This window comes from Legionella saoudiensis, assembly GCF_001465875.1.
Classification (GTDB): Bacteria; Pseudomonadota; Gammaproteobacteria; order Legionellales; family Legionellaceae; genus Legionella; species Legionella saoudiensis.
Genome location: NZ_LN901321.1, coordinates 56,344 through 81,950 on the forward strand (window position 1 = coordinate 56,344; position 25,607 = coordinate 81,950).

Here is a 25,607-nt window from a genome sequence, read left to right on the forward strand (position 1 = left end):
GGATATTAATCAATTTATGCATTTTAAATAAAATATGGTCTATATTTATTTATGTAAACTACGGATATGGAGTTCCAAATGAAGAAGAATAATTCAGCAATTAAGTATATTAGTTTAAGCCATTTTGTTATTGCGTTATTTTTGTTTGCTAGTCCTTTAGCAGGAGCCTATGCCGCATGTTGCGCAGGCCATGGTGGGGTCGCTTCATGTAATAAGGCTACAGGCGTTCAGATGTGTAAAGATGGTACTGCTTCACCAACCTGTACTTGTCCTAAATCAAAAACTACGAAGAAGAACGTTGCGCCTAAAACAACAAGCGCTACAGTCCCCGCAACAACCACCACAAAAAATAAAACAACCAAAACAGTTCCTGCAACCACTAAGAGCACCACAAAGTCAACAACGACAAAACCCAAAAGTAGTTGGTGGGGTGGTAAATCAAAATCTACAACAACAACCCCTGTAACTACAAAGGGAACTACAACTTCAGGAAGTGCTAGAGGTTGTTGCTCTAACCATGGTGGTATTGCTCAGTGTGACAAGTCAACTGGCCACCAATTATGTAAAGATGGCACACAATCACCATCCTGTACTTGCCGCTAAACCCGATATACTTGTGGTAGGGTTTCATACGAAGTTCCTGGCTCTACTAAGCAACTAGAGCTAGGAGTCGTATCATCTAGCGACTGCTTCAACTGAGAATCTTGTAAGCAGCGCTCTCTATTTTCACATGTAGGCATTCTCCGTAGCATATGTGAATGAGATAGCGTTTGAGATATTTGTTGAGATTCTTGGGCCTCTTCGGTCAAATGTTCGAGTGGTTGATTTTTAAATCGATAAACATTTAATAAAATGAGGCAGGCTTGAGACATCATCAGAACAACGCCAATTGCTGGGGGAATGGTGATGCTTGCAGTAATAAATAATAGACCAGAAGCAGCGACCATACCAAAATTGTAGGCAAAGCTTCCTGCCATGTTTTGATTAATATTCGCGACGGTTTGTTGGGAAATGGCAAACAAGGAGGCGATTGCCATTAACGCTCCGGGATGAATTACAGCATCCGCAGCTTCCTGAGTGACCTGATCTCCAGAGGCTATGGCGCCACTAAAATCGCTTGCGGCCATTGCTTCGGCGTCATTCCCTGCATCACCAAACATGGCTACTTTTCGTCCTCTGTTTCTTAACTCATTAATGTAAATCGTTTTTTGATTGGAAACGCATTCTGCATACACATGGTCAAGATTAATGCCCAGTTCTTTTGCATAGCGAAGAGCCGTTTCTTTGGCTGCTCCCGTACATAGATGAATTTCTTTGCCCATCTTTTTTAAGGCATTGATCGTCCGAATGGCATCATTGCGCAGGGGGTCAGTCATCACCATATAGCCAATGATGGTTTTGTCACGAGCAACCAGGACTAAGTCATCCCCACTGTCTAATTCCGGTAAAACTACATTCGCAGGAATAGTTATGCCCTGCTTATGCATTAAGGAGCGGCTGCCAATGATGTAGCTGGTGCTATTTATTTCCCCGATGATTCCTGAATGGTGCCTTCTATTTAATTCTGTTACCTCTAACTCATCGGAGTTATCGTCTTTAGTGTACGCATAGATCGCTTTACCTGTTGGATGAGCCGATCTTTTTTCTAAAGCCGCGCAAATCTTGCGAAGTTGTGATTCAGAGATTTCTTGCTCATTCAGAGCTTTTATTTGTTTGACTGCAGGGACTCCGGTGGTTAATGTACCATTCAAATCAAAAATAACAGTATCTATAAGCTCCGCATTTTGCAGTACTTTAGTGCTTTTAAATTGAACCCCATTTTCAGCTGCTTTATGCATTCCCGAAGTTACGGCAAGGGGAATAATTAAGCCTAATGTACAAGGACAAGCACTTACCAAAATTGATGCTACACACTGAATTGCTGCAGCCATCGAGAAAAATACCCCAATGGCAGTTCCTGCGGTTAAAGCAAATAAGAGGACCAGGGGAATGAAATATTCTAAAAGTTGTACTGCTTGTAGCTCAAGAGGAGACTTATCTAAAGCCGCTTTGGCAATTTGGCTATCGAGGCGGGAGAGATATGAGTTTTGATGGTTTCTGGTAACACGAATTTTTAATGGAGCCGCATTTTCTGCCAGGCGCATTCCCGCAAGCACTCTGGATTCGGACATGAAATAACGGGGAAGAATAGCTCCAGTTGTAATCGTATTATAAATGGTGCTTTCTGCAAGACATATTCCATCTAAAGGAATAATTTCTCCTGGATTAACAAGGATGACATCATCGGGTTGAATCTGGGTTAACAATACATTTTCTTCGCGCTCTGATGCTCCAGCTTCATTTTCAAAACTAAGTTTTCTTACTGTTTTAGGGGCCCGGTCTTGGAATTTGGCCGTACCAATTCGTGCTTTAATACTGTCTTCAATGCCAAGACCAATATGTCTAAAACCATAAATAAGCAGGGCTGCATCGAACATCATGGGTAGCCAGGGAGCATATAAAGAAGCAAGAGAAATAACTAGAATCAAGCTGGTACTTAAGGCAAAGAGACTATCCATGGTTAAGGCACGACTTGCTCGCCATTTTTTCCATGCATCAGCGTAGGAGTTCGCACCTAATGCGAGAGTTAGGAGGGTACTTAATCCCGCAAGGGGCAGCATCACGGCCAGTGACATAGCAGCGCCGCTTAAACACGCGGCTAATACAATAACACCTGCGCCACATCCGAGAAATCCTTTAAACCAGTGAGAAGAAAAATATTTTTTAGCTTGGTTAATAAAAAGCTCGCGCAGTTGAGGCGATGGAGAGGAGGCTTCAGTGTCTACAGTTTCTTCTATGGTTGGATGTGTTATTTGTGGATGCTTTGACTCGGGTATGTAATCATAGTCTTTACAAGTAAAGGAGAGCTCCTCAATGTATGTTCTTATCTTTTGCCAGCTAACTTGTATTTCTTCATCGGTATCTGAAATAACCATAGTGACTTTTTTCGGATCTTTAAATTGGGAGAAATCGGCATCAAAGGCGAGAAGATTGATGGATTCAGAAGCGAGAGCATGGGTTACAACGCGTTTAATGCTGCCACTACAACCACCACAAGTCATTCCGGAAACATAAAAAGTTAAAGTCTTAGACATATTTACCCGCTAATTTTGATTAGTATTTTATCTTTTGGTTTATTTATTGAGCGTCAACTAAAAACAACTTAAAAACAGCATGTTACAATTTGAGTGAAATCATATCACATATGACATTTTTTGCACCCTTTTTTTGCAAAATTGTTAACTTATATTTACAAAGGGCTAAAACTCGCTGCTATCTGAGGATTTTCAAAGGGCTAAATTAAATAATTGAGCAGTAATTTAATAGAAGATACTCCTTAGAGAAATAAAAAATTGGATGACAGCATTACGGCTTATCGCTATGCTTAACCCACTTTTTAGTAACTACGGAACATTAAAATTTGAGTTCTTTATCATCGAGAAAAGAAAGTTGGCTGGCAATTATTTTGGCGACTTATTGTACTTATTATTTAATCGTTTCCTTAGCTGCTGCTTGGGGGTTTACTACGGATGATGCCTACATCACTTGGCTTTATGCGCGCCAGTTAGTTGAAGGTGAGGGTATTAGCTGGCCTGCGCTTTTGCCTCGTGTCGAAGGATATTCAAATTTTCTTTGGCTTTTAATGGCTGCTTTAAGCTTTAAGCTCCATTGGCCAGTTGTTTTGACCATGAAATGGGTGTCTGTTTTTAGTTTAGGGCTGGGACTGGTTTTTTTATATCGTTTAAGCCGACTTTTTTTAAGCCCCTTACTGGCGATGCTCCCGGTATTCATTTTTAGCCATTATGCTGGCGTGGTGTGGTGGACAGTTAGTGGATTAGAAAGTACTTTTTTCTGCACCTTGGCATTATTATTAATATGGCAATGTGCCGTAGCTTTGGGATTTTCTGCGGTATGTGCACAGCCTACGGGGAAAAACCGATTATCTACTCGGGCTTGGGTGCTTACTAATATTAGCTTACTGTTACTGGGATTAACCCGATTTGAGGGAATCATTTGGGGTCTTCCTGTTGCCGTATTTATCATTTGTCAATGGCGTTCAAATCGTACAGCCATGCGCTTGCCAGACAAGAAAACATGCTATTTATGGGGCTTTATTACCTTTGCATGTTTAGTGCTTCCTTATACCATTTACTTCATTTGGCGTGTACGTTATTTTGGTCATTGGATTCCAAACAGTTACCAATGTAAGGCTATTTTGACTGGACAGAGTGGGGTGGTTGATCTTGATTATGTTCGCGTCATTCTTCCTTTAGTTGTTGCCTCCTTGCCCTATTTGTTAGCGCCTAAAGATTGCCGACATATCCTATTGTGGTTACCTTCTCTGCTCTATGGCACGATGTTATGGGGAGCTGATCCGGTTTTAGCTCATATGTTACGATTATTTTTAGCTCCTTTCGCCTTGATTTCTTTAGTGGCGGTTTTGGGTGTATCTGAGTTTTTAAGCTATTTTAATTTAGCAAAAGAAGATTTAAGGCTGCTCGTTTGCTTTATATTTATTTTAATAACATTTTTATTTATACCCGGGAATAATTTGTCTTCTGTACATGCTTTGGCTGCCAATTATCAAAGTCGAAATCAAAGCCGATTATTGATTGCCAGACTATTGAATGAGCAAGCGGCAAAGGGAGCTACTGTTTTATTGGGGGATTGTGGGGTGATTCCTTTTCATGCGCGCCCTGATTTACGTTTTATCGATAGTCAGTGTTTAAATAACGCAGAGTTAACACAGGCTCCTTATAATCTGAATTTTGCTTCCTATGCTTCTTATCTGCGTAAGCAGGTAAAACCCGATTGGGTTATTATCAGCAAGCCTGTTTTAGAGGCTCGAGGTGATTTTTTAATAAATTTACTCGAAGGTACAGATTTTTTAACCCATTATCAGTTTATTGCTCGGTTTGAATCAGGCCCTGTAGCACATAATACGAAGGGGCATTCGCAAAAAATGGTTGATAATGTATATTTGGTATATAAAAGAGGAGAATAATTTACCGAGACCTTTTGTAATTAGGGTTTTCCGTCGATGTCGGTAAATGTTTATTGTGGATGTGGGCTGGGCTTAACAGCCCAGCTTATTGCATGTTATTGAGAGTTTGTGGTGGTGCCTGCACCGGTGAAGTTCGCGCTAGGTTGAGTGGAGCGAGTATTTTGCAAGAGCATAATGCTGTTTGTCATTAAAAGACGTTCTTGTATTTGTCGATCCAAGTACATTTGATAATTGATTTCAGCTAATAAGGTTGCAATTTCTTTTTCAACGGTTGCTGGAGAAGCTGTATTAATTTGATTAATCCATTGTGTATTTTGACTCATATCCGCATTGAATAATCTCCAGGTAGCCATTTTAAATTCGCTCAAAGCTTGGCTTGCTGGTGCTTGCCCAGTAGTGCTTTGGTTTTGTGGTAACCTTTTAGACATAATGAAATATAAGTTACTTAACCCTACAGAATACTGCGCTGCATAGGTACGCAATGAAGTAAAATAATTATTGAGTGTTGTTTGCGCTTGTATTTGCTGCAACGAAGGCTGCTGGGAACCAGTTGAAGCGGTTGCAGTGCTATATAAAGTGTCATAGGCCTTAAGGTTAGGTAATTGTAATGGCGTTACAGAGCCAGAAACATAGCGAATAAAATTAGCGGCTTGTTGTGCTTGGTTTTGTGCATTTAAGCCCTGATTTTGGTTGTTGCCTTGATTGGAGTTATTGCTTGAGGTGCTCTGGGTCGAATACAAAAGCGGTGCAGTTAAGTTATTGCTGTTTAACTGGCTTAAAAATTGTTGGTTATATTGGTATGTAAAAAATTGATAAGTTGAGGGAATTTGCCCAATAACGTTCGCACTAACCACGCTTCCAGGTACGAGATTACCATTGGCATTAGAGGAACATCCTACCCAGGCAGAACCATCGTAATTCATACAATAGCTGTTATCGGGTGTACCGAGTATATTTAATATACCTTGGTTCACCGGGTCTTGTTGGAAGGTTTGCTGATCAATATTATTTACAACGGATACTTTACCTTGTTGCTGAGATGAGGGATTACTAAAGTTTTGTGCATTAAACGTGTTATTTGCCCATGCATTTATTGAGGAAGCACCTGAGACCTCACTTGGGACGATTTGCGCTAAGGCACTACTGAAGGCGTTAACAGGAAGCGCACCTAAAAAGGTATTAAACATATACGTTTGTACCACCTGGGTCGCAGTAGCGTTAAGTAAGGTTTGACTTACCGTACTGTTATTTTTGGTAGGCGATTGAGTAATGTTATATCCCAGGTAGCCGCCAAGGTTTACTAAATACTGTACTAAGTTTTGAGTGTTGGTCGCTGTTTGCTGGGTGCTGTACTGGGAGATATCATCTGCTACAGCGGGCAGAGCCGTCCAGCAAAACAAATTAATCACAGCGAATTTTGATAGTCGTTTCATCATTCATCCCCTTCAAGTGCGCGCAAAACGAGTTTGAGTCTATATTGACAAAAAACTCGCGATAATAAGCGTAAACGTTCAAATACAATGTTTCTCTTAAGAAAAACTCCTGCAGGATCATGGCTTCCAGTACTCGTTTCTTCCGCATGTATTAAGACACGTGAAGCGCTTCCCGGATGAACTGTATCGATTGCTTGTAACAAGCGTAGTCCTCTCCCTGATTTAATATTTCCTACGATACGAATGAACTTTTCCTCTTCAGACAGGAGTCCTAAATCGATTTTTTCAATATCATCAAGCTCCTTACCCAACTGCTCCATAGCAGCTTCAAATTCGGGGTTACCATCGAGAGTCCAGTCCTCTACACTTTCCATAAAAGTAATTACGCGATAGATCATTGGGTCAATATATTCAAACCAATATTGGGAGGATGCTTCATGGCTAAGATCGGGCATGATTTACTCTTTTTTTACTGTGTTAGATTAATGGACGAATTCATTACTTACTACTATAGTATATTATGAAGGGTAAAAGATAGATTTCTAATTTAAAGAAGTAAAAAATATGAAGAAGCAATCAGAATCGAGAATTGTAAAGCTTATTAGCAGTATTCTAAATGTTCGTGCATGGTTTGATTGGGAACGGGTGAGATCTTTTACTCTATACCTATCTAATGGGTTTAAACGGTTGTTTGTACCACAACAGAATAATGAGGTCGAGTCCTTTGATGAGGCCGCAGCCAAATTAAATCTTAGTGATACAACCTTAATGACAAAACAGAAAGCTTTGTTTCGTTTAAGCATCATCATGCTAATCGCAGCATGCCTAATTTTGGGCTATGCAGGTTATCAACTTTTTTATGGTTCGTTTAAGGCGGTTTTTGTGAGCTTAATAGTCACATTAATCGCATTGGCATTGGCTTTTCGCTACCATTTCTGGTACTACCAAATTAAAAATCGTAAGTTGGGTTGTACCGTTGACGAATGGTTTAGGCACGGATTATTAGGGGAGAAAAAATGAACAATTTTCTTACAAAAACCGTACTCCTCCTTCTCTTTCCTGCCTTGGCATTAGCGGATAACTCGCTGACTTTTGCACCGCCGGCCAGTGACTATTCAATCGTATTTTTGGGTAACTTATTTGGTATCGTAGATGGCGTTATAAGCGGTACGGGCAGCCAAATAATGGGTAGTATGTTTGGGGTGTTTAACTCCGCCGTTCTAGCTCTAGGCGGTATGATCATCATGTATACCTTACTCGTATCAACAATGAATACGGCCCATGAAGGACAAATGCTAGGACAAAAATGGTCCTCTATTTGGATTCCAGTACGCTCTACAGTTGGTTTATCCTTATTGATTCCTAAAGCATCAGGCTATTGCTTAATGCAAATTTTTGTTATGTGGATTGTAGTACAAGGTGTTGGCGCCGCAGATAAAGTGTGGAATGCAGCATTAAGTTACTTGAATCGCGGTGGAGTCATTATTCAAGCGCAGCAAGTAAACCCTGCTTCAGCACTGGTTAATGGTTCTGCTGGAATGACTGGTATCGCTTCTGGCGCGATGAATATTCTTGCTGGTCAAGTGTGTATGTTAGGTTTGCAAACACAACTACAAAATCAGCGGCAAAAATACCTTGATCAAAAGGCAAAAAATTCAGGACCTTGTTCTGGAACTCCTTCTGGAGCTATGGCAACGTTTTGTAATAGCACTGTTCCTGATTTTCTTGGTTCAGTAAATGCGGTAACTACGCAAAATAATAATCCCACTGCAAGCTATTGGACTGTGTCAATGCCTAATTTTGACTCAGGTTCCCCCTATAATTTCTTAAATGGTATTTGCGGTCAGATTCGTTGGAATAACATTAGTACTCTTACTTCAACGTCTACTACAGGTACTACCTCTGCTAATCCTTTCTGGGGCGCCATAGGAAAGACCTTAGGTTTCTCATCAAGTGGAAATGGAAACTCTTTAGCACAGGCAGCAGGACAAGGTTTGGGCTGGACACAAGGCACCACTACTAATTCAAATAACGTAGGTGCTAATTCCTCTGCTTTGAGCTCCGCGCAGGGACAGGTTGGACAGAACACCAATATAGGCGGTGTTTCTCTCTCCGCAGATGAGCTGCAAACCGCACAGATGTCACGGGCAATTGCCATTCAACAAATGTTTGTGGATTTATCTAATGTAACCCAAACTATAATCGGTAATGCTCCTGGGTTTGCGCCACCTGGCTCGAACAATTCGAATAGTGCTACACCATTTATTGCCAATCTTGCAAATCAGCAGTTTGGAGTACCTTATACTCAAAATGGAACTGTATGCTCCTCATATGGTCAGAACTGTTTGATTTGGGGACCTGCTTCAGGCAGCTCTGGTGGCGGCACATTGTTTAATGGAACAGAGTTTATTAATGCGATAAATGATTACAATGGCATTATGATGCCAACGCTAAACCTGTTAACCCAAATGAATAATAATACCAATGCTAGTAATGCACGTTCCTTCATTGCTAACGCATCAACTCAAGGCTGGATTATGGCAGGAGCCTACTTCTTTAATCTAGTGCAAATTCAAGGCAGTGCGACCCAGAGTGCGAGTATGACGGATAGTAATACCGGTTTGGATCAAAGTAGTTTTGATGCCACCCAAATCACTTCGTCTTTTGGTGATAATGGCAGTTGTAGTGGAGGTTCTTTCTCAACGCTATGTACTTGGTTTGGAGGCAACCGTGCGCCTATAGCTATGGTGCAATCATTAATCGATGGTTCAGGTATTTCATCGCCAACCTCTACCTCAGCAAGCAGCCTGGTACCTAAACCTAGTATGACTGCAAATCCAAATAGACCTGCTGTGGGTAGCTTACAATCATCAACAGTCTATGGGTTTATCAACAACTCAGTAATGATGCAAACGCCAGGACAACCAGGGTTAAAACCTTTGACCTTTGCGAATACTATTAACTTCCATGTTGATACATCATTATATACCTTACAACAACAAAGTTTCTCATGCGGTAAGGTTCAGATCTTATTCTTCTCCTTCTGTTTAGGACAATTGTTGGGTAACTTGTTCTATAATGTCATCTTCCTCTTCATCTATAACACCTTGATGCAGGTTTTTGGCCAGATTATTAACCAAGTGATCATGTCCTTCTTAATGATTCCGCTTAGTGGTATGGCTGATATCTTTAAACAAGGAGTGCAAGTACTGTCTGCCCCAGGAGTTAACCCCGTTGTGGCTTTAGCAAATATGGGTGTGCAATACATTAACTTCTCTGGTAACTTGTGGATCATGTTATTGGATATGGCGGTGACTAGTGCGTTAATCCCTGTATTTGGTCTGTTCATATTTGCGTTGATTTCCTTGTCTCTGCCTCTTTTACTCGCCTGGGTAGGAGTCATGACCACCATAGGATTTACAACTGCATACTATGTTCCTATATTGCCCTATCTAATCTTTACATTCGGTGCAATGTCGTGGTTGATCTCCGTTATCGAAGCGATGGTGGCAGCACCCATTGTCGCCTTAGGGGTAACTCACCCTGAAGGACATGATGCCTTTGGTAAAGGTGAGGCGGCAATTATGATCTTGATTAACGTCTTCTTAAGACCTTCGATGATGATTATTGGATATATTGCAGGTATCGCCTTGTCTTACGTGGGCGTATGGATCCTTAACTCTGGATATGATACAGCGATTGCCTTTATTCAACAAGAAAACACTAATAAGAGTGGCCTAGGCACCGCGCTTACAACCTTGGGTGGTGGGGTCTCTGATATGGCGTCAGGTACCGGTGGCTATTCGGATTGGGCCGGTGTTTATGCCTTCTTCTTCTCGATTTTGACCTACACTTCGATGTATTTAGTGTTAATTCAAAAATCCTTTACGCTCATATCTTACTTACCTGACAAGGTCTTACGTTGGATTGGCGGTAACCCTGAAAGCTTAGGACAAGAGTCTGCTCAATGGGCTGGTGAGGTGCAAAAACAACAAGAAGCTGGTATTAAAGATACCCGTGATGCTCAAGGTCAAATTGACAAGCAACTTGGTGGTGTTGGTATGAAAGGACTTAACAAAGCTAAGGGTGCTTTAGGTAGTATGGGTGGCGGCAGCGGTAATGTTGAAGCTACTGGTGACGGTAAAAAACCAGGCGGTAAAGGCGGCGGTGGCGGCAAAGGCGGCGGTCTAGGTGGTAAAGCCGGAAATATGGCTAAAAATATTGGGGGTGGTGAATCCGGTTAATAAGAATAGGGTTATTCACCTACTTAAGGTCTGTTTATATCTGATTGCCAATGCTAGCCGGAATATAAACAGACCTTAGTCTTTTATTAGTTGGGGGATTAGTGTGATTGTAACGGATGAAATAAACTATAATGATGCGAACACGATTTGCAAAGGATTTATCGCGTATGACAAAGGTTTTTCCTCACCACGTCCCACTGTGATGGTGGCCCATGACTGGGGAGGACGGGGCAATGATGCATGTAATAAAGCCATACAGCTTGCAAAACTAGGTTATGTCGGTTTTGCTATTGATATGTATGGGCAGGCACAGGTGGCCTTTGATAAAGTAGAAAAACGCGCCTTAATGACTCCGTTCATGAATGATAGGCAAATGTTAATTAAGCGTATTCAATCAGCATTTAATTTGCTCACTGAATTACCTCAGGTTGATACAAACAAAATTGCAGCGATAGGTTATTGTTTTGGTGGTCTATGTGTTTTGGATTTGGCACGTTTTGGCATTGACGTTAAAGCGGTTGTTAGCTTTCATGGGGTGCTTAAGGCCCCTGAAGAAGAGTTATTTGCCCCAATTAAGGCCAAAATCCTGATTTTGCATGGCTATGATGATCCTTTAGTTAAACCCGAAGAAGTGAATCAATTTGCTCTGGAAATGACTGCGCGCAAAGCGGATTGGCAAATCCATATTTATGGCAATACAGCACATTCATTTACTAATCCATTGGCAAACGATGATGAGATGGGCTTGCATTATAATGAGCAGGCTGCTCGGCGCTCCTGGCAGACTACAGAAATGTTTTTGAAGGAGGTTTTTGCGGAATGATAAAACAAATATCTGGCGCTTGCTCGTAGCTAATTAACAGGATGCGAGCAATTTAAGCGCATGGGCTTGTAACAATTCCTTTTTTCTTTGCTCCGATAGCTGCAGCTCGGTAAATAGGTCAGTAGAAAAACGAACCCAATCTCTAATATCCATTTGTGTTGTTTGCCCTAGATCTGAGCTGTAGATAACCTGAGGAATAGTCTTTAATACGGTACTAAAGTCCTCTTTATCCTGATGCCCTAAAAGGTAAGTCAATGCGGTTTGCTCCACCCAGACAAATTCATTTTGCGCTAACTCTTTTAAGGCAGGGGCTTTTAAATTAACTAATGGATGCGCTGGCTGGTTTAAGATTAATGCAGGCACGCTATACTGAATACAGGCATCCACTAAGCAGTAAACCTCTTCTTTGGATGCATGCCCTGTGGTTAAAACAATCGGATAGTCCTGTGTCATTTTTAATATATCAATTACGTTTTCACCTAATTGCTGTTCACTGTTAAACAATGTTTCACCGCGTTGGCTGTAAGGGCTTAAATGGGGGTAACTTAACTGTCGTGAGAGTTTTGACGGATAGCTGCGCCCCGTAATTGTAGGAAAATGGACCAGAAGTTTTGAGGGAATCTGGGGTTGATACTCATTTAGCGCCTGCATAATAACCCGATAATTAATTCCACCGGCGAGCTGATTTAATATTAATGAAGGGAAAACCGGCAATCCTTGTTGTTGGGCCAGGGTGGCCTGAATACTGGTTGCACCCAGATGGCTAGTTAAAAAAACGGCCCCACGTAAAGATTGATAAATTTCTCCTGCTTGCAATGCATTCCAGCGTCGTGCGTAAAGATCTGGACTGGCATGGTAATGAATATCAATAAATTGATAGTCCGCTAAGCTGTTCATTTCTTTTTAGCTCCCAGCCAAGGTTGATCATAGCGATAATCAATTCGTGCTTGCTCCAATGAGGAGCCTTCTTGAATGGCTTTCGCAATGTTAAATTCGGTGCATTTTATTTTTTCTGCTTTCTCAATCACTTCGGCCACTAATTGCTTGGGGATAACCAAAGCCCCATTATCATCTGCAAAAATGATATCTCCGGGGTGAATGGTAATCTCGTTAATGACCAGGGGGCACTGTTCGGCTACTTTATGGATGCGATTTTTTCCTGAGCGCATGTAGGTTCCTGCGCAAAAAAGCGGGTAATTTGCTTCGCGAATAAAATCGACATCACGAACTGCCCCATTGACTAGGGTTCCTGCTATATTCATATGCAGCGCCATTTTTGTAAGAATAGCCCCCCAGGCGGTACAATCAATGCGTCCCTCATTATCGATGACAATAATCGATTGCTCGGGTACTGCATCGATGTAATTCGCCGCATTTTTAAATCCAGAGCTTTTTTGCTCATTGGCAGCATAACGTACGGTATAGGCTGGTCCTACCATCTTCATACCTGGTGCTAATGCTTTGATATGTAATAAAGCGCCCTCAACATGGCAAGCATCTAATGCATCCGAAATTTCGGTAGTATTATAGGCATATAGTTTTTTTAGTTGTGCATCCATAGTGCTTTCTTCATTTAAGGTTGGGGTTTGATGTTTGCTTTTGGTAGCACCTAAGCATTGATCGATAATTGCATTGGCCATATCTGTGGTGCTTGATTTTCCACCTACATCATAGGTCACAAATCGTCCTTTATTGATAATGGTACGGACTGATTCGCTAATCAGTTTTGCTTGTTCTTCATAACCGAATTGCTTAAGCAGCAGACTGACTGTTAAGAACATGGCGCTTGGATTTGCGGTCTGAGGATGCATCTGCGGACCACTACCATGAACTGGTTCAAAATAACATTGTTTTTTTCCAATATTAGCGCTGGGAGCAAAGCCTAAACCGCCCATAACACCAGCCCCGACATCTGATAAAATATCGCCAAACATATTTTCTGCAACAATAACGCCAAATTCTTCAGGACGACGAATTAGCCACAGACCTACGGCATCAACATTGAGGATGTCCGCATGAATATCAGGGTATTTTTGAGCGATAGACTCAAAAATTTCGCGGGCAAAATGCCCACTTAGACGTAAAACATTAGGCTTGTCTGCAAAAGTGACGCGTTGCATTTGCTGCTTTTTTGCATAGTGGAACGCAAATTCAAATAGGCGCGTTAAACCGGCAGTTGATTGCACGCGCAAAGCACAACTTAACTCTTTTGCTGGTATCTGCTGCCAGTTTTTTTTCTTGGCAAGCAATTCAAGGAGGGCGTCAGGAGGAGGGGCATAATCAAAGCCTGCATAGAGGCCTTCAGTGTTTTCGCGAATAATGCAAAAATTGAATGGTTTTTCACTGGCTTGAATTGAAAAGCAAGGACGTACATTAGCGTATAAATCTAAATTTTGTCTTAATAAGATAATTGGCGAAATATAATTAAGGCCGCATTCACGTAGCTCCGGAGCTAACTCCTGTTGCGCTTCGCGCTGAGGTTTGCTGGTGATCGCTCCTAATAAAACCGTATCGCATTCATGAATCAAGTCCCAAGTTCTTTCTGGAATAGGAGTTCCTTCTTTTTGCCAACAAGACCAGCCAATTTCCCCTCGATGCAAACTAACGGGGAGATCGAGCGCTGTAAATATGGGGAGGGCGGCTTCAGTGACCTCAATGCCAATGCCATCGCCGGGTAGTACGGCGATTTTAAGTTTATTGAGATCCACTTAAAACCTCCAAAATGATTTTTTGACAGTAGCTTGGATTATCTTGCAGCACCCGCATACTGGAATGAGGCACAATAACTAATTGGCCGTTTTGGGCTGCGACCACATTTTTATTATTAACTAAATCGGAGTATTCACCAATTAAATGTAAATGTGGAACTTGGCAATTTCCTAATACAGTTCTGGAATCGGTTTGTAATACCCGGTTTAAACCGAAAATTAATCGCTTATAGGCTTGCTTACGGTCCATGTTAGTATAGGGTAGGGCAGGCATAGGATTGGGGTAAAAAACAGGCTTGTAAAGCGTCTGGAGCGCCTCTTCAAGCTTATCCTCCTGACATAAGCGAATGACAGAGCCAAGCTTTTGGTTTAATGAGTTATCTGCAAAACTGGGTGCTGAAAATAAGATGATTGTTTTGTTTTGCGAATGAAATAATGAAAAACATTGTTGAAGAATAACCCCTCCAAATGCAAATCCAAAAAAGGCATCATAGTCATTAACACAGGTTGCTAATTTTTGCTGCCAAAGTTGATAATAAGTGGTATTAGGAAGCTCTTCCATAATGGATAGCGAGTCAAGGTAATCAATCTCATAATCCCCATTGAGGAAGGTGAGGGTGTTCGCAATTGATGTGATATCTTCAGGATGTGCGGAAACAGGTCCAATGACTAGTATTTTCTTTTTTTGCATGCTGATGCACCTCTAGGACAATTTATTTTTTGCTTTATATGCTTTGAGATCCGCGGTGGAAAGATCGGTAATCCCTCGAATAAATTCGTCCATTTCAATCGCTTCATGTCCTATTTTTAGCACATCTCGTACGTAATTGGCAGCATCTAAGACATTTTGTAAATTATATTTTTTAACGTTAATGGCATGGAGATATGCCGTAAAAAACTCAGTTTTTAAATTCCCTATTCCTTTACCCATTCCTGCAAGTGAGGCATCAATAAAACGTACGCCTGAATCCAGCGCGGCAAGCGCATTCGTCTGGGCTAAACCGATATTATCATGAGCATGAAAACCAAAAGGAATCGAAATGGTACTCAGATAGCGGTTATAGATTTCTTTAGTGCGAGATGGTAATAAACTTCCATTTGAATCAGCAAAGTAAATAATATCCGGCTGATGGTTACTGGCTATGCCGACTACCTCATCTAATTCAGCATTTGTGTAATACGAAATGTGAATAAAATTAACTGAAACCATCAGGCCTAAATCCTGGGCCATTTTTATTAAGGGAAGAGCAACGGGAAGTTCTCCTCGCGCAATACAAATTCTTAATAAAACAACGCCGCAATTTTTGAGCTCTTGTAGATCATCTTGAGTTATATTGTGCGGATGAGCCATAACCGCCATTTTGGCCTTGTTAAGCAAGTCACGACAAAAAAGTAAATAATCTTTATGGCACCATCCAGCTCGCCCTAAGCCCTCAATAAAATGTAAGGAGCCATTGCGATAGCCAATTTCAATGTATTCAATGCCTGAATGGTCAAGAAGCGGCAAAAAACCTTTTAATTCATCGTCCGTAAAATGAAAATTTGTTCTATGCCCACCGTCTCTTAATGACGCATCCAATAGTTGTATGGAATCGTTCATATAATGCCTTTGGTCGTGAGTAATAGATACAGCACTGCGCTTATTACGGCAACAATAAATGCCTTAATATAAAATGCAGTACGTTTATTAAAGTATAGCGAACATAAATAGGCAAAAGGGTGCCGATAAATAAAATGACGCATTATTTTTCGGGTTACCAAATTAGCCGGCCCATACATAGGGAGTTCGTGAATGCGTATACTGGGGATTTCATTGGCTTCAATAATGACGCCGTCAGGGTATTTTATTGGTTTGTTAATGTCTTCACATTGCACATCAATACCGACCAATTTAAGACTGAGCGTATTTGCCACACGAATCATGAGCTTGCGGTTTTCCTTGCATATATTTTTACTTATATTCTCATAGGTACCTCCGCGAGTCGCATTACTGGTATAGCCTAAGACTATCCGTTCTCCGCCTCGCGGAATATAGGCTTCGGTGATTCCTTGTTCTTTAAGGCAAATATGAGCCTCTGCATCCAAGCTAATAGGGCCTAAAAATTCATTGATTCGTTTACGTTCTTTATTGGTGAGCTTAATTAAGTCGTTAATGTTATGTTTCCCATCGCCAATAACAAAGGATGGATGACGAAGCACGACGCCAATTACCTTTTGATTAAATACTAAGACTCTATAGGATAGTAAATTGGCATGAAATTCTTCCACAATAATATGTTCATAGGTGGAAAAAGCTTGAGTTAAGGCGGTTCTTAATTCATCTAGGTTTTGAATATTACATAAAACCCCTTTTCCTTTTTGCTCGTTTAGCGGTTTGATAACCAATGGAAAATTGAGTTGATCTGTCTGGTCGATAAAGGCATCATTTTCCAGCTCTTCTTTCTCAATTAAAACCGCTTTAGGAACGGGGATTTCTGCTTCTTCTAATAAGCGGTTTGCAATGTATTTATGTTTGCAGATACGCGTACTAGTGGAATAGTTTATCGGGGGTTCAGCATTACAAAAAAAATAACGGTTTTTGTGCAGGCGCAGCTCAAAACCATCTAATTCGTCAATAGGTTTTACTGGTAAAAATAAAGCCTGAGCACTTTTATAATAACGTAAAGCATTCCCGTTTATAGCTGTACCCCTCTGATTTATTGCTGATAGTCTTTAGCTCCAGCAATAATTAGTTTGTAGACACGTTCACTAATTATCCCTTGCTCGAATTTATTTTTAGCATCCCAGGTCATGAGCTGTCCCTTTTGGCGCACCAACTTACGTGTTGCCGCGGTAACATCATTAGGGTCACTTTCTAATAAAATATCGCGAACTTCTTCGTCAAATACTAAATATTCACGTAGTGCCACCCGTTTTTCATCCACAGTAGGAACTAGTTTTTGCCAAATACACAGTCTAATGGTTTCGAGAATATCAATGGTCCGTCCCAAGCGCTCTTCCCCTGCGAAGGAGGTTACGAGACGACGCATGGTTTCTGCAACCCCGGAGGTATGCAATGTGGTGTATACAGGGTGTCCTGTGAGTGCTGCTTCAAGTGCTGCACTGATGGTTTCCGCGTCGCGACACTCCCCTACCATGATAAGGCGTGGTTTACGACGCAAGGCGTTTCTCACACCATCCGCAAAGCTAGGCAAATGACGGGGAATTTCAGACTGGCTTACCACCGCTGAAATTGTTTCAATTTCGTCATAAACGAATTCAATAGGTGATTCATAGGTTAATACTTTACGATGCGAATCTTCTTTTTCAATTAAATCACGGATAATTGAAGCTAACAGCGTTGATTTCCCTGAACCAGTTGCCCCGGTGATAAAAACGATACCTTCCTGAGGCGCGACGGCATCAAGCACGACGTCCGGAAGATTCATGGTTTCTAGTTTAGGAGGGGTGGTAGGAATAGTCCTAAGGGTAATTTGAATGGCATCATGCCCCTCTACAAGGCAAGCAGTACCATTAACCCTATAACGGTAGCGTACGCCACGATTAGGGCGAAACTCATAGTGCGTATCAATATCCTTTCCTGAAAGCAGCTGGGTAGTCGCATTAGGTCCATAAATAGCATTAATTAAATCGCCAAGCTCAGTATTGGATAAGCGGCGATTTGTAATGCGGAGCAATTTTCCATAAACCTCAGCATAGATAGGCTCACCGGTTTGAATGGTAATATCTGATGCATTTAGTCGCTCCGTATGTTCCAACATTTTATCCATGAATAATGGCGTAAAACGAGTTGGTTCATCAGGCATTAAATGGTCTGTAGTCATAATTAAATTATCAGTTAGTCGTTGGAGTAATAACAGGCTGCCAAGATTTGTCTGTTATGATAATTTTAGACTGACTTGCCAATTTTTCCATATTCTTAAACTGTTCTAATGCATTTTCATCTTTGGCTACAGCAGCTCGCCATTCATTACTATTGATATTTAATGCAGGCAATGCCGTAATACGTAATACACGATCGTCAATACGGATTTCAGAAGCATCCCCAGTAACTCCTAAATCGGTATGGGATACATAAGGAGGAGAAACCATATTCATCGCTAATAGCTTGCGGTAAAGAATCATGCCACCAAAGTCTTCTTTAATGCGAGCAATGTTTTCTTCAAGAATTGTATTGGCTTGTTCAATACCGTTTTTCCAGCCTTTAGCAACATACATACACCAAATTTTCTTTTCTAATTTAGTCTTCGGTAGTAAGGTGTAGTTTGGATATTCTGGTTTAACATAATCGAGCCATAAATATTGGCGCCAAGTTGGTGGTGTCGTCACAAAATGCGCTTGTTTCGCTACCTTATAAGTGCGATCGGCAACACGAATATTTTGTGCATCAGCCAGGTTTAAGGTATTCCTTCCTTCCAATAACACGGGCGGGAGAATATTATGCTCTAGAGTCAGCGCATTAAAATCATAAATTGTATCTAGAGTACGTGTTTGTTTAGCCAATTGCTCATCAATCGCTTTGGCTCGCCATGCCAAGCCTGCTTGAGCCCCCAGGCTAAGCGCTGTTTCTTTAAGAGCCATTTGGCGAAACTTACCAGATTGTCTTCTGGTTCTTTCTTTAACCGTTGTATTGGCCATAGCTTGTAAGCCAGCCAATGAACCGGTATCGCCTACATATGCTGATTTGTTACATGATGTCGCTAATAAGGCAGACACAAGAACAGTGAGACTAAGAGTAAATTTTAGCATAACGTAATTCAACAACCTGACTGTTAGGGTAAACATGAATAAAAGCTTTTATCCCTGCTTGGTAATCTATATTACGCAGGATTTCAGCTAAGCTTTGATCTTTAACGGTAAGACTAATAAGTACAGGTATCGCGGGTGATTTTCCTAGGATACGTACTCTGTAATGCGCTGCTTTGGCAATGCGCGCAGTCAATTCTTCAATTGGACCAGACCAATCAACGCTGGCTCGGGCTTGTAAATTATAAGCATTAGGAATTGTTAATGTATTATCTTTGTGTGGTGGTACCACAACTTTTTCTATGCGAGCCATTTCATGCATTGAATCGCTAACCGAAATTGCCGCTTCCGCTAGTTTGATTGTGGCATCGTCACTAGGGTTATTTACCGGGGGCTTTTTAAAAAAAACTCCCGTAGATTTACAACTGGCAAGCAGGATTGAAGCAATTAACAGCGTGACAAGCTTGTTGTTCATTCAAATTCTTTTGGTCTAGATAATATTGGAATGATTGAAACAGGAGCCACGCTCCTTGTCAAGTCATAACGTAAATTCTGGAAAAGAATCACGGAAAATCTTTGTTAAATCAAGTTGCTTTTTACTAAGGCAGGTAGGATTTATCTATAAAAAAGGCACTTCGTTTTAGCTTTGGTTATTGGTGGATGATTGTTTGCCGCTAAATGCAGGCTGGGCTGAAAAGCCCAGCATTGGGAGTGATACATGCAGTGTTTTCTAGGCTTTCAGCCTAGCCTGCGCCTTACTTTATAATTTTTCAAATAAACCGTAGATCACTTGCCCCGCTTTCTTCAGTTTCACCGTTCGCCAGGATTGCTCATCTAATTCGATTAGCGTGGGCGATTCCAAATAAACTAAACCTCCGGGAACTAAAATGTCCTTCGTGGTTAATTCCTGAATGCATTGGGGAAGATAGTTGTGTGCAAAAGGGGGATCGAGAAAGATCATATCAAACTGTTCTTTGCATGATTGCAGAAAGGCTCGGGCATCCATTTTGAAGAGTTTTAAGATCGGACTATTAAATGAGCTGATTATTTTCTGCAAATTCGCATGCGCTAAGGGGGATTGCTCAACAAAAACCACTTGAGACGCCCCACGAGAAAATGCTTCAAAGCCTAACGCGCCGCTCCCGGCAAAGGCATCAAGGCAACGCGCGCCTCGGATATCATGCATTAACCAATTAAATACGGTTTCACGCACCCGATCTGGGGTAGGTCTTAGGCCCTCAATATCGGGGAAATGTAATTTTTTCCCCCGATATTGGCCTCCTATAATACGAATTTCCTGCTTCAAGATTGCCCCACTGTAACGAGAAGTAATTTATCCGGGTTGACCTGTTGTTGAAATGCTTGCTTTATTTCATCTTTGGTTACGGCCTTAATTCGGTCTACGTAAGTATCCAAATAATTATCCGGTAAATGATAAAAGCTCATTCGCAACAATAAGGTAGCAATACTGCGATTGCTTGCTAGTGAAAGCGGAAAGCTACCGGTAAGATATTGCTTTGCTGCATTCAGCTCCTGCTCGCTAGGTCCATTGCTGATGTAGGTATGTAATTCTTTTTGAATGACATCGAGAGCTTGTTTAGCTTGCTGGTTTCGAGTTGATAAGCTAATAAGAAAAGGGCCTTCTCCAGGCATGGGCGAAAATTGGCTTTCCACACCGTAGGTTAATCCCCGTTTTTCTCTTACTTCAATAGCCAGACGCGAAACCAAAGAGCCACCGCCTAAAATATAATTACCAACCATGAGTGGGAAATAATGAGGGCTCTGATGATCAATTCCTATTTGGCCAAGACGAATCATGGTTTGTGATGAGGGGAAGGGGGTATTCACATGTTCAGCTTGAGGTAAGGGCGCTGCTTGAGATACAGGTTGCGCAGGAGTACCTTTGGGTAGATTTCCTGTGAGCTGGTCGGCTAACTGGTGGGCCGTTTCACTATTAATATCACCTACCATGACGAGGACTGCATTTTGCCCAACAAAATAGCGATGATAAAAATCCGCGACTTGTTTTTTAGTAATGGCATTTAATGATTTGGTGGTGCCATTAACGGGATGCGCGTAGGGATGCTGCTGATATAAGGCTTTGAAAAACGCACGATCGGCCACATCTTCTGGCGATTCATGACTTTGCTCAATAGCCATGAGTAATTGCTTTTTTTCTCTGACAAATGCGTCATCGGTGAAATCCGGCTGATTAATTATTTGAGCAAATGTTTTGCTTGATTGAGCTAAGGCATCTTTACTGACCAGCGTGCGTAGATTTAAGATGAGCATATCGCGGCTGTTTTCTACACTGAATTGTGCTCCAGTATCCGCTAATGCCTCAGCAATGGTCGTAGCATCTTGGCCTGCACTGCCTTGATTTAACAAATGCCCTGTTAAAGAGCTTAAACCATAATGCGCTCCATCATAGGAGGAGCCTGCGGCAAAGGCCAGGCTTACATCCAGCATCGGTACTTCTTTGGCCGGGTAAAAAACGACGCGTACGCCATTCGCTGTTTGCCATTTTTCAGTTTTAAAACTCGTTGCCTGGGCTGGCGAGCACAAGCTGATGATTAACGCCACAAGGCAGGTATTTAATATTTTCATGAGTTCACCTTAGGAGTTATTTGTGGCTCTAGTTTGGCGACGGTCATGTTATTATCTTGAAAATAACGTTGGGCCGTTTGTTGAATTTGCTCTGCCGTTACCGCATTAATTGCTTGGGTATATTCATCAGCTTTTTTCCAACCAAGTCCAACGGTTTCTAACAAACCAAGTTCCATTGCCTGGCTAAAGATTGAATCTTTTTCATAAGTTTTTTGTGCAACTATCTGGTTTTTAATGCGTTGTAACTCCTTTTCACTGACGCGGTTCTTTTTCAAGTCAGCCAATTGCGTAATTAATCCTTTTTCTAAAGCATCCACGTTTTGGTTTTGGCTGGGAGCGCCATAAACAATAAATTGGGTTTGATAGCGAGTATATAGATTGTAATAGGTACTGGCACCCGTAGCGATATGCTGTCCACGGATGAGATTTTTAGCAAAACGAGCCCCTTCCCCTGCATCCATAATACCGGCAATAATTTCCAGCGCATAAGGCTCATATGCTGCCTTTGCTGTTTTTACTCCGGGTACTGAGTAACCAATCATCACCAGCGGCAGCTTTGCGGTGCTGGTTACTTGAATTGCCTTTTTACCCAGAGCGGGTGGCTCTTGTTGCGGTTTCCGTGCTGGAATTTTTCGCTGGGGGAGAGCCGCAAAATACTGCTGTGCTAAAGCATACACCTGCTGCGCATTTACATCGCCTACCACCACTAAGGTTGCGTTATTGGGCGCATAATAACGTTTGTACCATTTCCTTATATCCTCAATGCTCATTTGTTTCAGATCACTCATCCAACCAATCACTGGATGATTGTAAGGTGCAGCCAAATGCGCTGTTGCCAAAAAGCGCTCAAAGGCCAGAGCCTGGGGATTGTCGTCAGTTCGTAAACGACGTTCTTCCTGGATTACCTTAATTTCTTTGGCAAATTCATCAGCGCTAAGCAGTAAATTATTCATGCGATCTGCCTCTAGTTCAAAGCTTGTAGCTAAGCGTGAGGCATCGGTTTTCTCAAAGAAGGCTGTATAATCATTGTTAGTAAATGCATTCGATTGGCCGCCAATTTCGGCGATTGTCTTAGAAAAAACGCCCAAAGGATATTTTTCTGTTCCTTTAAACATCATATGTTCAATAGCATGGGAGACGCCGGTAATACCACCCGGTTCATCTGCTGAGCCTACATTGTACCAAATCATGGATACCGCAATAGGGGCTCGATGATCTTCTTTAACCAATATTTTTAATCCATTATTCAAGGTATACTCTTGAACTTGGCTGAAGGTTTGGCAAGATAGTACCATAAGTAAGGTGATTAATATTTTGCGCACAAATTAACCTCTAAGCAAAAAGATGATAGAATTCCACATTTTTTAGGATTTGTATACTAATATGATTAAATGGTTTAAACGAGGCCAAAGTGAAGCTCCGCCTGAGAGCAATGAACAGCAGGAAATTGTGGAGTCTATTCCTGAAGTAGCTCCGCGTCCGGTAGAACCTGAACCAGAAGTCACCAAAGAAGGTATTTTTGCTCGTTTTCGCAAGAGCTTAAGTAAGACACGTCATCAATTGGGTGATGGTATTGGGCGGCTTTTATTAGGTAAAAAAGAAATAAGCCAAGAGCTATTAGATGAGTTAGAAACCATACTTATCACTGCTGATCTTGGAATTAATACAACGCAAAAGGTATTAAAACAAATCGCCGAGGGCTTGGAGCGCAAGCAATTGGCTAACGGTGAGGCGGTTTATGATGCTCTTAAAGCCCATTTGCAGTCTCTTTTAACGAAAAACGATACGCCGTTAACTTTAGAAACTGCAGATCATTCACCTTTTGTCATTTTAATGGTGGGTGTAAATGGCGCAGGAAAAACAACCACGATTGGTAAGTTAGCGAAGCAGTTTCAACAACAAGGCAAAAAAGTCATGTTGGCTGCAGGCGATACCTTTAGGGCTGCAGCTGTAGAGCAATTACAAGTTTGGGGGGAGCGCAATGATATTCCCGTTATCGCCCAGCACACTGGTGCAGATAGCGCTTCGGTGGTTTTTGATGCACTGCAAGCAGCAAAAGCACGTAAAATCGATGTGTTAATTGCAGATACTGCCGGGCGTTTGCACACTCAGGGCAATCTGATGGATGAGCTGAAAAAGGTTAAACGCGTCTTACAAAAGCTTTGTCCAGAGGCACCTCATGAAACCATGTTGATCCTGGATGCAAGCATAGGGCAGAATGCATTAGTACAGGCACAACAATTTCATGAAGCAGTAAAACTAACAGGTATTACCATGACTAAGCTGGATGGAACCGCTAAGGGTGGGATATTGTTTGCTATTGCAAGTGAATTGGGAATACCCTTTCGGTATATAGGGATTGGTGAAGGGATAGAGGACTTGCGTCCCTTTGATGCTGAACAATTTGTTGGTGCATTGTTTCATGATCATATTTGAACAGGTGAGTAAACGGTATCCTGGGGGCTATGAGGCCTTAAGCAATGTTAATTTTTCCTTACAAAAGGGCGAAATGGCGTTCCTTACCGGCCATTCTGGGGCCGGTAAAAGCACTTTATTGAAATTAATTGCACTATTAGAGTGGCCCACATCTGGACAATTAACGGTAAATGGTGTGCGTTTAAATCACTTAAAACGTCGCGATGTAGCAGCACATCGCAGCCAATTAGGTATTACCTTTCAGTCACCTTATTTACTTAATGATCGCAGTATTTTTGATAACGTTGCCTTACCCTTGCAAATTCAGGGCACCCCTTATCCCATGATCGCAAAGCGAGTTCATGCTGCTTTGGATATGGTTGGTTTATTAAACAAGGAAAAAATGCTACCCCCACATTTGTCGGGAGGAGAGCAGCAACGAGTTGGTATCGCACGTGCTGTAGTGCATAAACCGGCCTTACTGTTGGCTGATGAGCCAACGGGAAATTTAGATCCCAAATTATCTACGGAAATTATGTCGCTATTTGAGCAATTCAATCAAGTTGGCGTGAGTGTATTAATTGCGACCCATGATTTGCCCTTGATTGCCCGTATGAAACATCGCATTGTGATGCTTAAAGGAGGGCGGGTGTGTTAAAAAAATTACAACCCTTTTTTGCTTATCATTTGCAAGCAGCCACTCAAAGTCTGAATTATTTGTGCAGTAAACCTGTAGCAACCTTAATGACTTCGGTAGTAATTGCCATCGCCTTGGCATTACCTGCTCTTTTTGGGGTATGTACGGATAACATAAACAAGCTGACCGCTGATTGGAAACGTGGTGGTCCTATTTCTATTTATCTAAAGCCTAATTTGACTGAAGCAGAGCAACAACAGCTTGTACAACATGTTCGTGACACGGAAGGAGTCGGGCAGGTTTCCTTAAAATCACCGGCCGACGGTTTAGCGGAATTAACCCGGCAAGAGGGAATGCAGGATATCATGCGTTATCTTCCTGAAAATCCATTGCCTGCAGTAGTGAATGTACAACCTGCCATATCGGTGGACTCTCCATTTAAACTAGACCAACTTGCAAAACAATTACAAAGCCTGGCAGGGGTAGAGCAAACTAAGGTGGATATGGAGTGGATTAGCCGGCTTGATGCACTGTTACGATTTGCCTCCCATTTTGCCGATGGTTTATTCATATTACTTGCTTTAGCGGTAGTGCTCATTATAGGTACCACATTGCGTCTAGCACTACATAGTCGCCAGGAAGAGATTCAAGTACTTAAATTAATTGGTGCTAAAGATCCTTTTATTCTTCGGCCTTTTCTGTATTCTGGGATTTGGTATGGGGTTATTGGCGCTGTTTTCGCCGCTTTTTTAGTTAATATTTTTATTTTAAGCTTGGCAAAAGCAGTTAATCACCTGGCATTTGTTTATCAAATGCACTATTCGGTCGATCTTCTTTCAGTGCGGCAAATCTTGCTACTCATTATATTTGCTATTATACTAGGTTGGATAGGAGCCTATTTGTCTGTAAAACGACAATTGGCCTCTATTGAACCTCAATTGTAGTTTTAT

22 protein-coding genes are annotated in these 25,607 nt (G+C 41.6%); 8 read left to right on the forward strand and 14 right to left on the reverse strand.

Annotation, left to right across the window (positions count from 1 at the left end; genetic code table 11):
- Positions 1 to 78: 78 nt before the first annotated feature.
- Positions 79 to 603: a hypothetical protein gene (locus BN3124_RS02670; RefSeq protein WP_058533331.1), complete on the forward strand. Its 525-nt coding sequence runs from the start codon at positions 79 to 81 to the stop codon at positions 601 to 603.
- On the opposite strand, the gene BN3124_RS02675 is transcribed toward BN3124_RS02670, so the two are convergent.
- Positions 600 to 3,134: a heavy metal translocating P-type ATPase gene (locus BN3124_RS02675; RefSeq protein WP_058533332.1), complete on the reverse strand. Its 2,535-nt coding sequence runs from the start codon at positions 3,132 to 3,134 to the stop codon at positions 600 to 602. The genes BN3124_RS02670 and BN3124_RS02675 overlap by 4 nt on opposite strands.
- Before the next feature lie 326 nt (positions 3,135 to 3,460).
- Here BN3124_RS02675 and BN3124_RS02680 point away from each other — a divergent pair, with 326 nt between their 5' ends.
- Entirely contained in the window at positions 3,461 to 5,044 is a 1,584-nt protein-coding gene (locus BN3124_RS02680; protein ID WP_058533333.1) for a hypothetical protein, read from the forward strand.
- Positions 5,045 to 5,139: 95 nt separating this feature from the next.
- Here the strand turns inward: BN3124_RS02680 and icmX are convergent, their stop codons facing one another.
- Positions 5,140 to 6,477: a type IVB secretion system protein IcmX gene (gene icmX / locus BN3124_RS02685; protein ID WP_058533334.1), complete on the reverse strand. Its 1,338-nt coding sequence runs from the start codon at positions 6,475 to 6,477 to the stop codon at positions 5,140 to 5,142.
- Positions 6,477 to 6,932, reverse strand: a complete 456-nt coding sequence (icmW, locus tag BN3124_RS02690; protein ID WP_058533335.1) for a type IVB secretion system protein IcmW — start codon at positions 6,930 to 6,932, stop codon at positions 6,477 to 6,479. Before icmW ends, icmX begins: the two co-directional genes overlap by 1 nt.
- 109 nt (positions 6,933 to 7,041) lie before the next feature.
- Between icmW and icmV the strand changes: the two genes are divergently transcribed.
- The 3 genes from icmV to BN3124_RS02705 all read left to right on the forward strand — a co-directional run bounded on the left by icmV (position 7,042) and on the right by BN3124_RS02705 (position 11,544).
- Positions 7,042 to 7,497 carry a type IVB secretion system protein IcmV gene (gene icmV, locus BN3124_RS02695; RefSeq protein WP_058533336.1) on the forward strand — a complete coding sequence of 152 codons (456 nt, stop codon included), beginning with the start codon at positions 7,042 to 7,044 and terminating at the stop codon, positions 7,495 to 7,497.
- Positions 7,494 to 10,721, forward strand: a complete 3,228-nt coding sequence (gene dotA, locus BN3124_RS02700) for a type IVB secretion system protein DotA (RefSeq protein WP_058533337.1) — start codon at positions 7,494 to 7,496, stop codon at positions 10,719 to 10,721. The genes icmV and dotA overlap by 4 nt, the downstream gene beginning before the upstream one ends.
- Positions 10,722 to 10,824: 103 nt before the next feature.
- On the forward strand, positions 10,825 to 11,544 hold the full coding sequence (locus tag BN3124_RS02705) for a dienelactone hydrolase family protein (RefSeq protein ID WP_058533338.1): 720 nt from the start codon (positions 10,825 to 10,827) through the stop codon (positions 11,542 to 11,544).
- Positions 11,545 to 11,577: 33 nt separating this feature from the next.
- On the opposite strand, the gene BN3124_RS02710 is transcribed toward BN3124_RS02705, so the two are convergent.
- From BN3124_RS02710 to BN3124_RS02760, 11 genes are all read right to left on the reverse strand, one after another.
- A complete protein-coding gene (locus BN3124_RS02710; RefSeq protein WP_058533339.1) occupies positions 11,578 to 12,441 on the reverse strand; it encodes a DUF6282 family protein in 864 nt (287 codons plus the stop codon).
- Positions 12,438 to 14,252 carry an isocitrate/isopropylmalate family dehydrogenase gene (locus BN3124_RS02715; RefSeq protein WP_058533340.1) on the reverse strand — a complete coding sequence of 605 codons (1,815 nt, stop codon included), beginning with the start codon at positions 14,250 to 14,252 and terminating at the stop codon, positions 12,438 to 12,440. Before BN3124_RS02715 ends, BN3124_RS02710 begins: the two co-directional genes overlap by 4 nt.
- Positions 14,239 to 14,943, reverse strand: a complete 705-nt coding sequence (locus BN3124_RS02720; protein ID WP_058533341.1) for a hypothetical protein — start codon at positions 14,941 to 14,943, stop codon at positions 14,239 to 14,241. Before BN3124_RS02720 ends, BN3124_RS02715 begins: the two co-directional genes overlap by 14 nt.
- 12 nt (positions 14,944 to 14,955) lie before the next feature.
- Positions 14,956 to 15,852: a beta/alpha barrel domain-containing protein gene (locus tag BN3124_RS02725; RefSeq protein WP_058533342.1), complete on the reverse strand. Its 897-nt coding sequence runs from the start codon at positions 15,850 to 15,852 to the stop codon at positions 14,956 to 14,958.
- Entirely contained in the window at positions 15,849 to 16,952 is a 1,104-nt protein-coding gene (locus BN3124_RS02730) for a UDP-N-acetylmuramyl peptide synthase (protein WP_330138361.1), read from the reverse strand. Before BN3124_RS02730 ends, BN3124_RS02725 begins: the two co-directional genes overlap by 4 nt.
- The gene (dotB, locus tag BN3124_RS02735; protein ID WP_058533648.1) at positions 16,949 to 18,058 is read right to left on the reverse strand and encodes a Dot/Icm type IV secretion system ATPase DotB; all 1,110 of its coding nucleotides are present in this window, start codon (positions 18,056 to 18,058) and stop codon (positions 16,949 to 16,951) included. The genes BN3124_RS02730 and dotB overlap by 4 nt, the downstream gene beginning before the upstream one ends.
- A 28-nt stretch (positions 18,059 to 18,086) precedes the next feature.
- A complete protein-coding gene (locus tag BN3124_RS02740) occupies positions 18,087 to 19,001 on the reverse strand; it encodes a type IV secretion system DotC family protein (protein ID WP_058533344.1) in 915 nt (304 codons plus the stop codon).
- The gene (gene dotD / locus BN3124_RS02745) at positions 18,982 to 19,473 is read right to left on the reverse strand and encodes a type IVB secretion system lipoprotein DotD (protein ID WP_058533345.1); all 492 of its coding nucleotides are present in this window, start codon (positions 19,471 to 19,473) and stop codon (positions 18,982 to 18,984) included. The genes BN3124_RS02740 and dotD overlap by 20 nt, the downstream gene beginning before the upstream one ends.
- Before the next feature lie 285 nt (positions 19,474 to 19,758).
- A complete protein-coding gene (gene rsmD / locus BN3124_RS02750; protein WP_058533346.1) occupies positions 19,759 to 20,304 on the reverse strand; it encodes a 16S rRNA (guanine(966)-N(2))-methyltransferase RsmD in 546 nt (181 codons plus the stop codon).
- Positions 20,301 to 21,605 carry a M16 family metallopeptidase gene (locus BN3124_RS02755; RefSeq protein WP_058533347.1) on the reverse strand — a complete coding sequence of 435 codons (1,305 nt, stop codon included), beginning with the start codon at positions 21,603 to 21,605 and terminating at the stop codon, positions 20,301 to 20,303. Before BN3124_RS02755 ends, rsmD begins: the two co-directional genes overlap by 4 nt.
- The gene (locus tag BN3124_RS02760) at positions 21,602 to 22,927 is read right to left on the reverse strand and encodes a M16 family metallopeptidase (protein ID WP_058533348.1); all 1,326 of its coding nucleotides are present in this window, start codon (positions 22,925 to 22,927) and stop codon (positions 21,602 to 21,604) included. Before BN3124_RS02760 ends, BN3124_RS02755 begins: the two co-directional genes overlap by 4 nt.
- A 61-nt stretch (positions 22,928 to 22,988) precedes the next feature.
- Here BN3124_RS02760 and ftsY point away from each other — a divergent pair, with 61 nt between their 5' ends.
- From ftsY to ftsX, 3 genes are read left to right on the forward strand one after another with little or no spacing between them, the layout of a single operon-like run.
- Positions 22,989 to 24,041, forward strand: coding sequence for a signal recognition particle-docking protein FtsY (gene ftsY / locus BN3124_RS02765; protein WP_058533349.1), 1,053 nt, complete (start codon positions 22,989 to 22,991; stop codon positions 24,039 to 24,041).
- Complete coding sequence (gene ftsE, locus BN3124_RS02770; RefSeq protein ID WP_058533350.1) at positions 24,028 to 24,678, forward strand: cell division ATP-binding protein FtsE; 651 nt, start codon at positions 24,028 to 24,030, stop codon at positions 24,676 to 24,678. Before ftsY ends, ftsE begins: the two co-directional genes overlap by 14 nt.
- Complete coding sequence (gene ftsX / locus BN3124_RS02775) at positions 24,672 to 25,601, forward strand: permease-like cell division protein FtsX (protein WP_058533351.1); 930 nt, start codon at positions 24,672 to 24,674, stop codon at positions 25,599 to 25,601. The genes ftsE and ftsX overlap by 7 nt, the downstream gene beginning before the upstream one ends.
- The last annotated feature ends 6 nt before the right edge of the window (positions 25,602 to 25,607 follow it).

Coding starts and splice junctions, on each gene's coding strand:
- BN3124_RS02670 (WP_058533331.1), top strand. CDS start 79: ATGAAGAAGAATAATTCAGCAATTAAGTATATTAGTTTAAGCCATTTT.
- BN3124_RS02675 (WP_058533332.1), bottom strand. CDS start 3,134: ATGTCTAAGACTTTAACTTTTTATGTTTCCGGAATGACTTGTGGTGGT.
- icmX (WP_058533334.1), bottom strand. CDS start 6,477: ATGAAACGACTATCAAAATTCGCTGTGATTAATTTGTTTTGCTGGACG.
- icmW (WP_058533335.1), bottom strand. CDS start 6,932: ATGCCCGATCTTAGCCATGAAGCATCCTCCCAATATTGGTTTGAATAT.
- icmV (WP_058533336.1), top strand. CDS start 7,042: ATGAAGAAGCAATCAGAATCGAGAATTGTAAAGCTTATTAGCAGTATT.
- dotA (WP_058533337.1), top strand. CDS start 7,494: ATGAACAATTTTCTTACAAAAACCGTACTCCTCCTTCTCTTTCCTGCC.
- BN3124_RS02710 (WP_058533339.1), bottom strand. CDS start 12,441: ATGAACAGCTTAGCGGACTATCAATTTATTGATATTCATTACCATGCC.
- BN3124_RS02720 (WP_058533341.1), bottom strand. CDS start 14,943: ATGCAAAAAAAGAAAATACTAGTCATTGGACCTGTTTCCGCACATCCT.
- BN3124_RS02725 (WP_058533342.1), bottom strand. CDS start 15,852: ATGAACGATTCCATACAACTATTGGATGCGTCATTAAGAGACGGTGGG.
- dotB (WP_058533648.1), bottom strand. CDS start 18,058: ATGCCTGATGAACCAACTCGTTTTACGCCATTATTCATGGATAAAATG.
- BN3124_RS02740 (WP_058533344.1), bottom strand. CDS start 19,001: ATGCTAAAATTTACTCTTAGTCTCACTGTTCTTGTGTCTGCCTTATTA.
- dotD (WP_058533345.1), bottom strand. CDS start 19,473: ATGAACAACAAGCTTGTCACGCTGTTAATTGCTTCAATCCTGCTTGCC.
- BN3124_RS02755 (WP_058533347.1), bottom strand. CDS start 21,605: ATGAAAATATTAAATACCTGCCTTGTGGCGTTAATCATCAGCTTGTGC.
- ftsY (WP_058533349.1), top strand. CDS start 22,989: ATGATTAAATGGTTTAAACGAGGCCAAAGTGAAGCTCCGCCTGAGAGC.
- ftsE (WP_058533350.1), top strand. CDS start 24,028: ATGATCATATTTGAACAGGTGAGTAAACGGTATCCTGGGGGCTATGAG.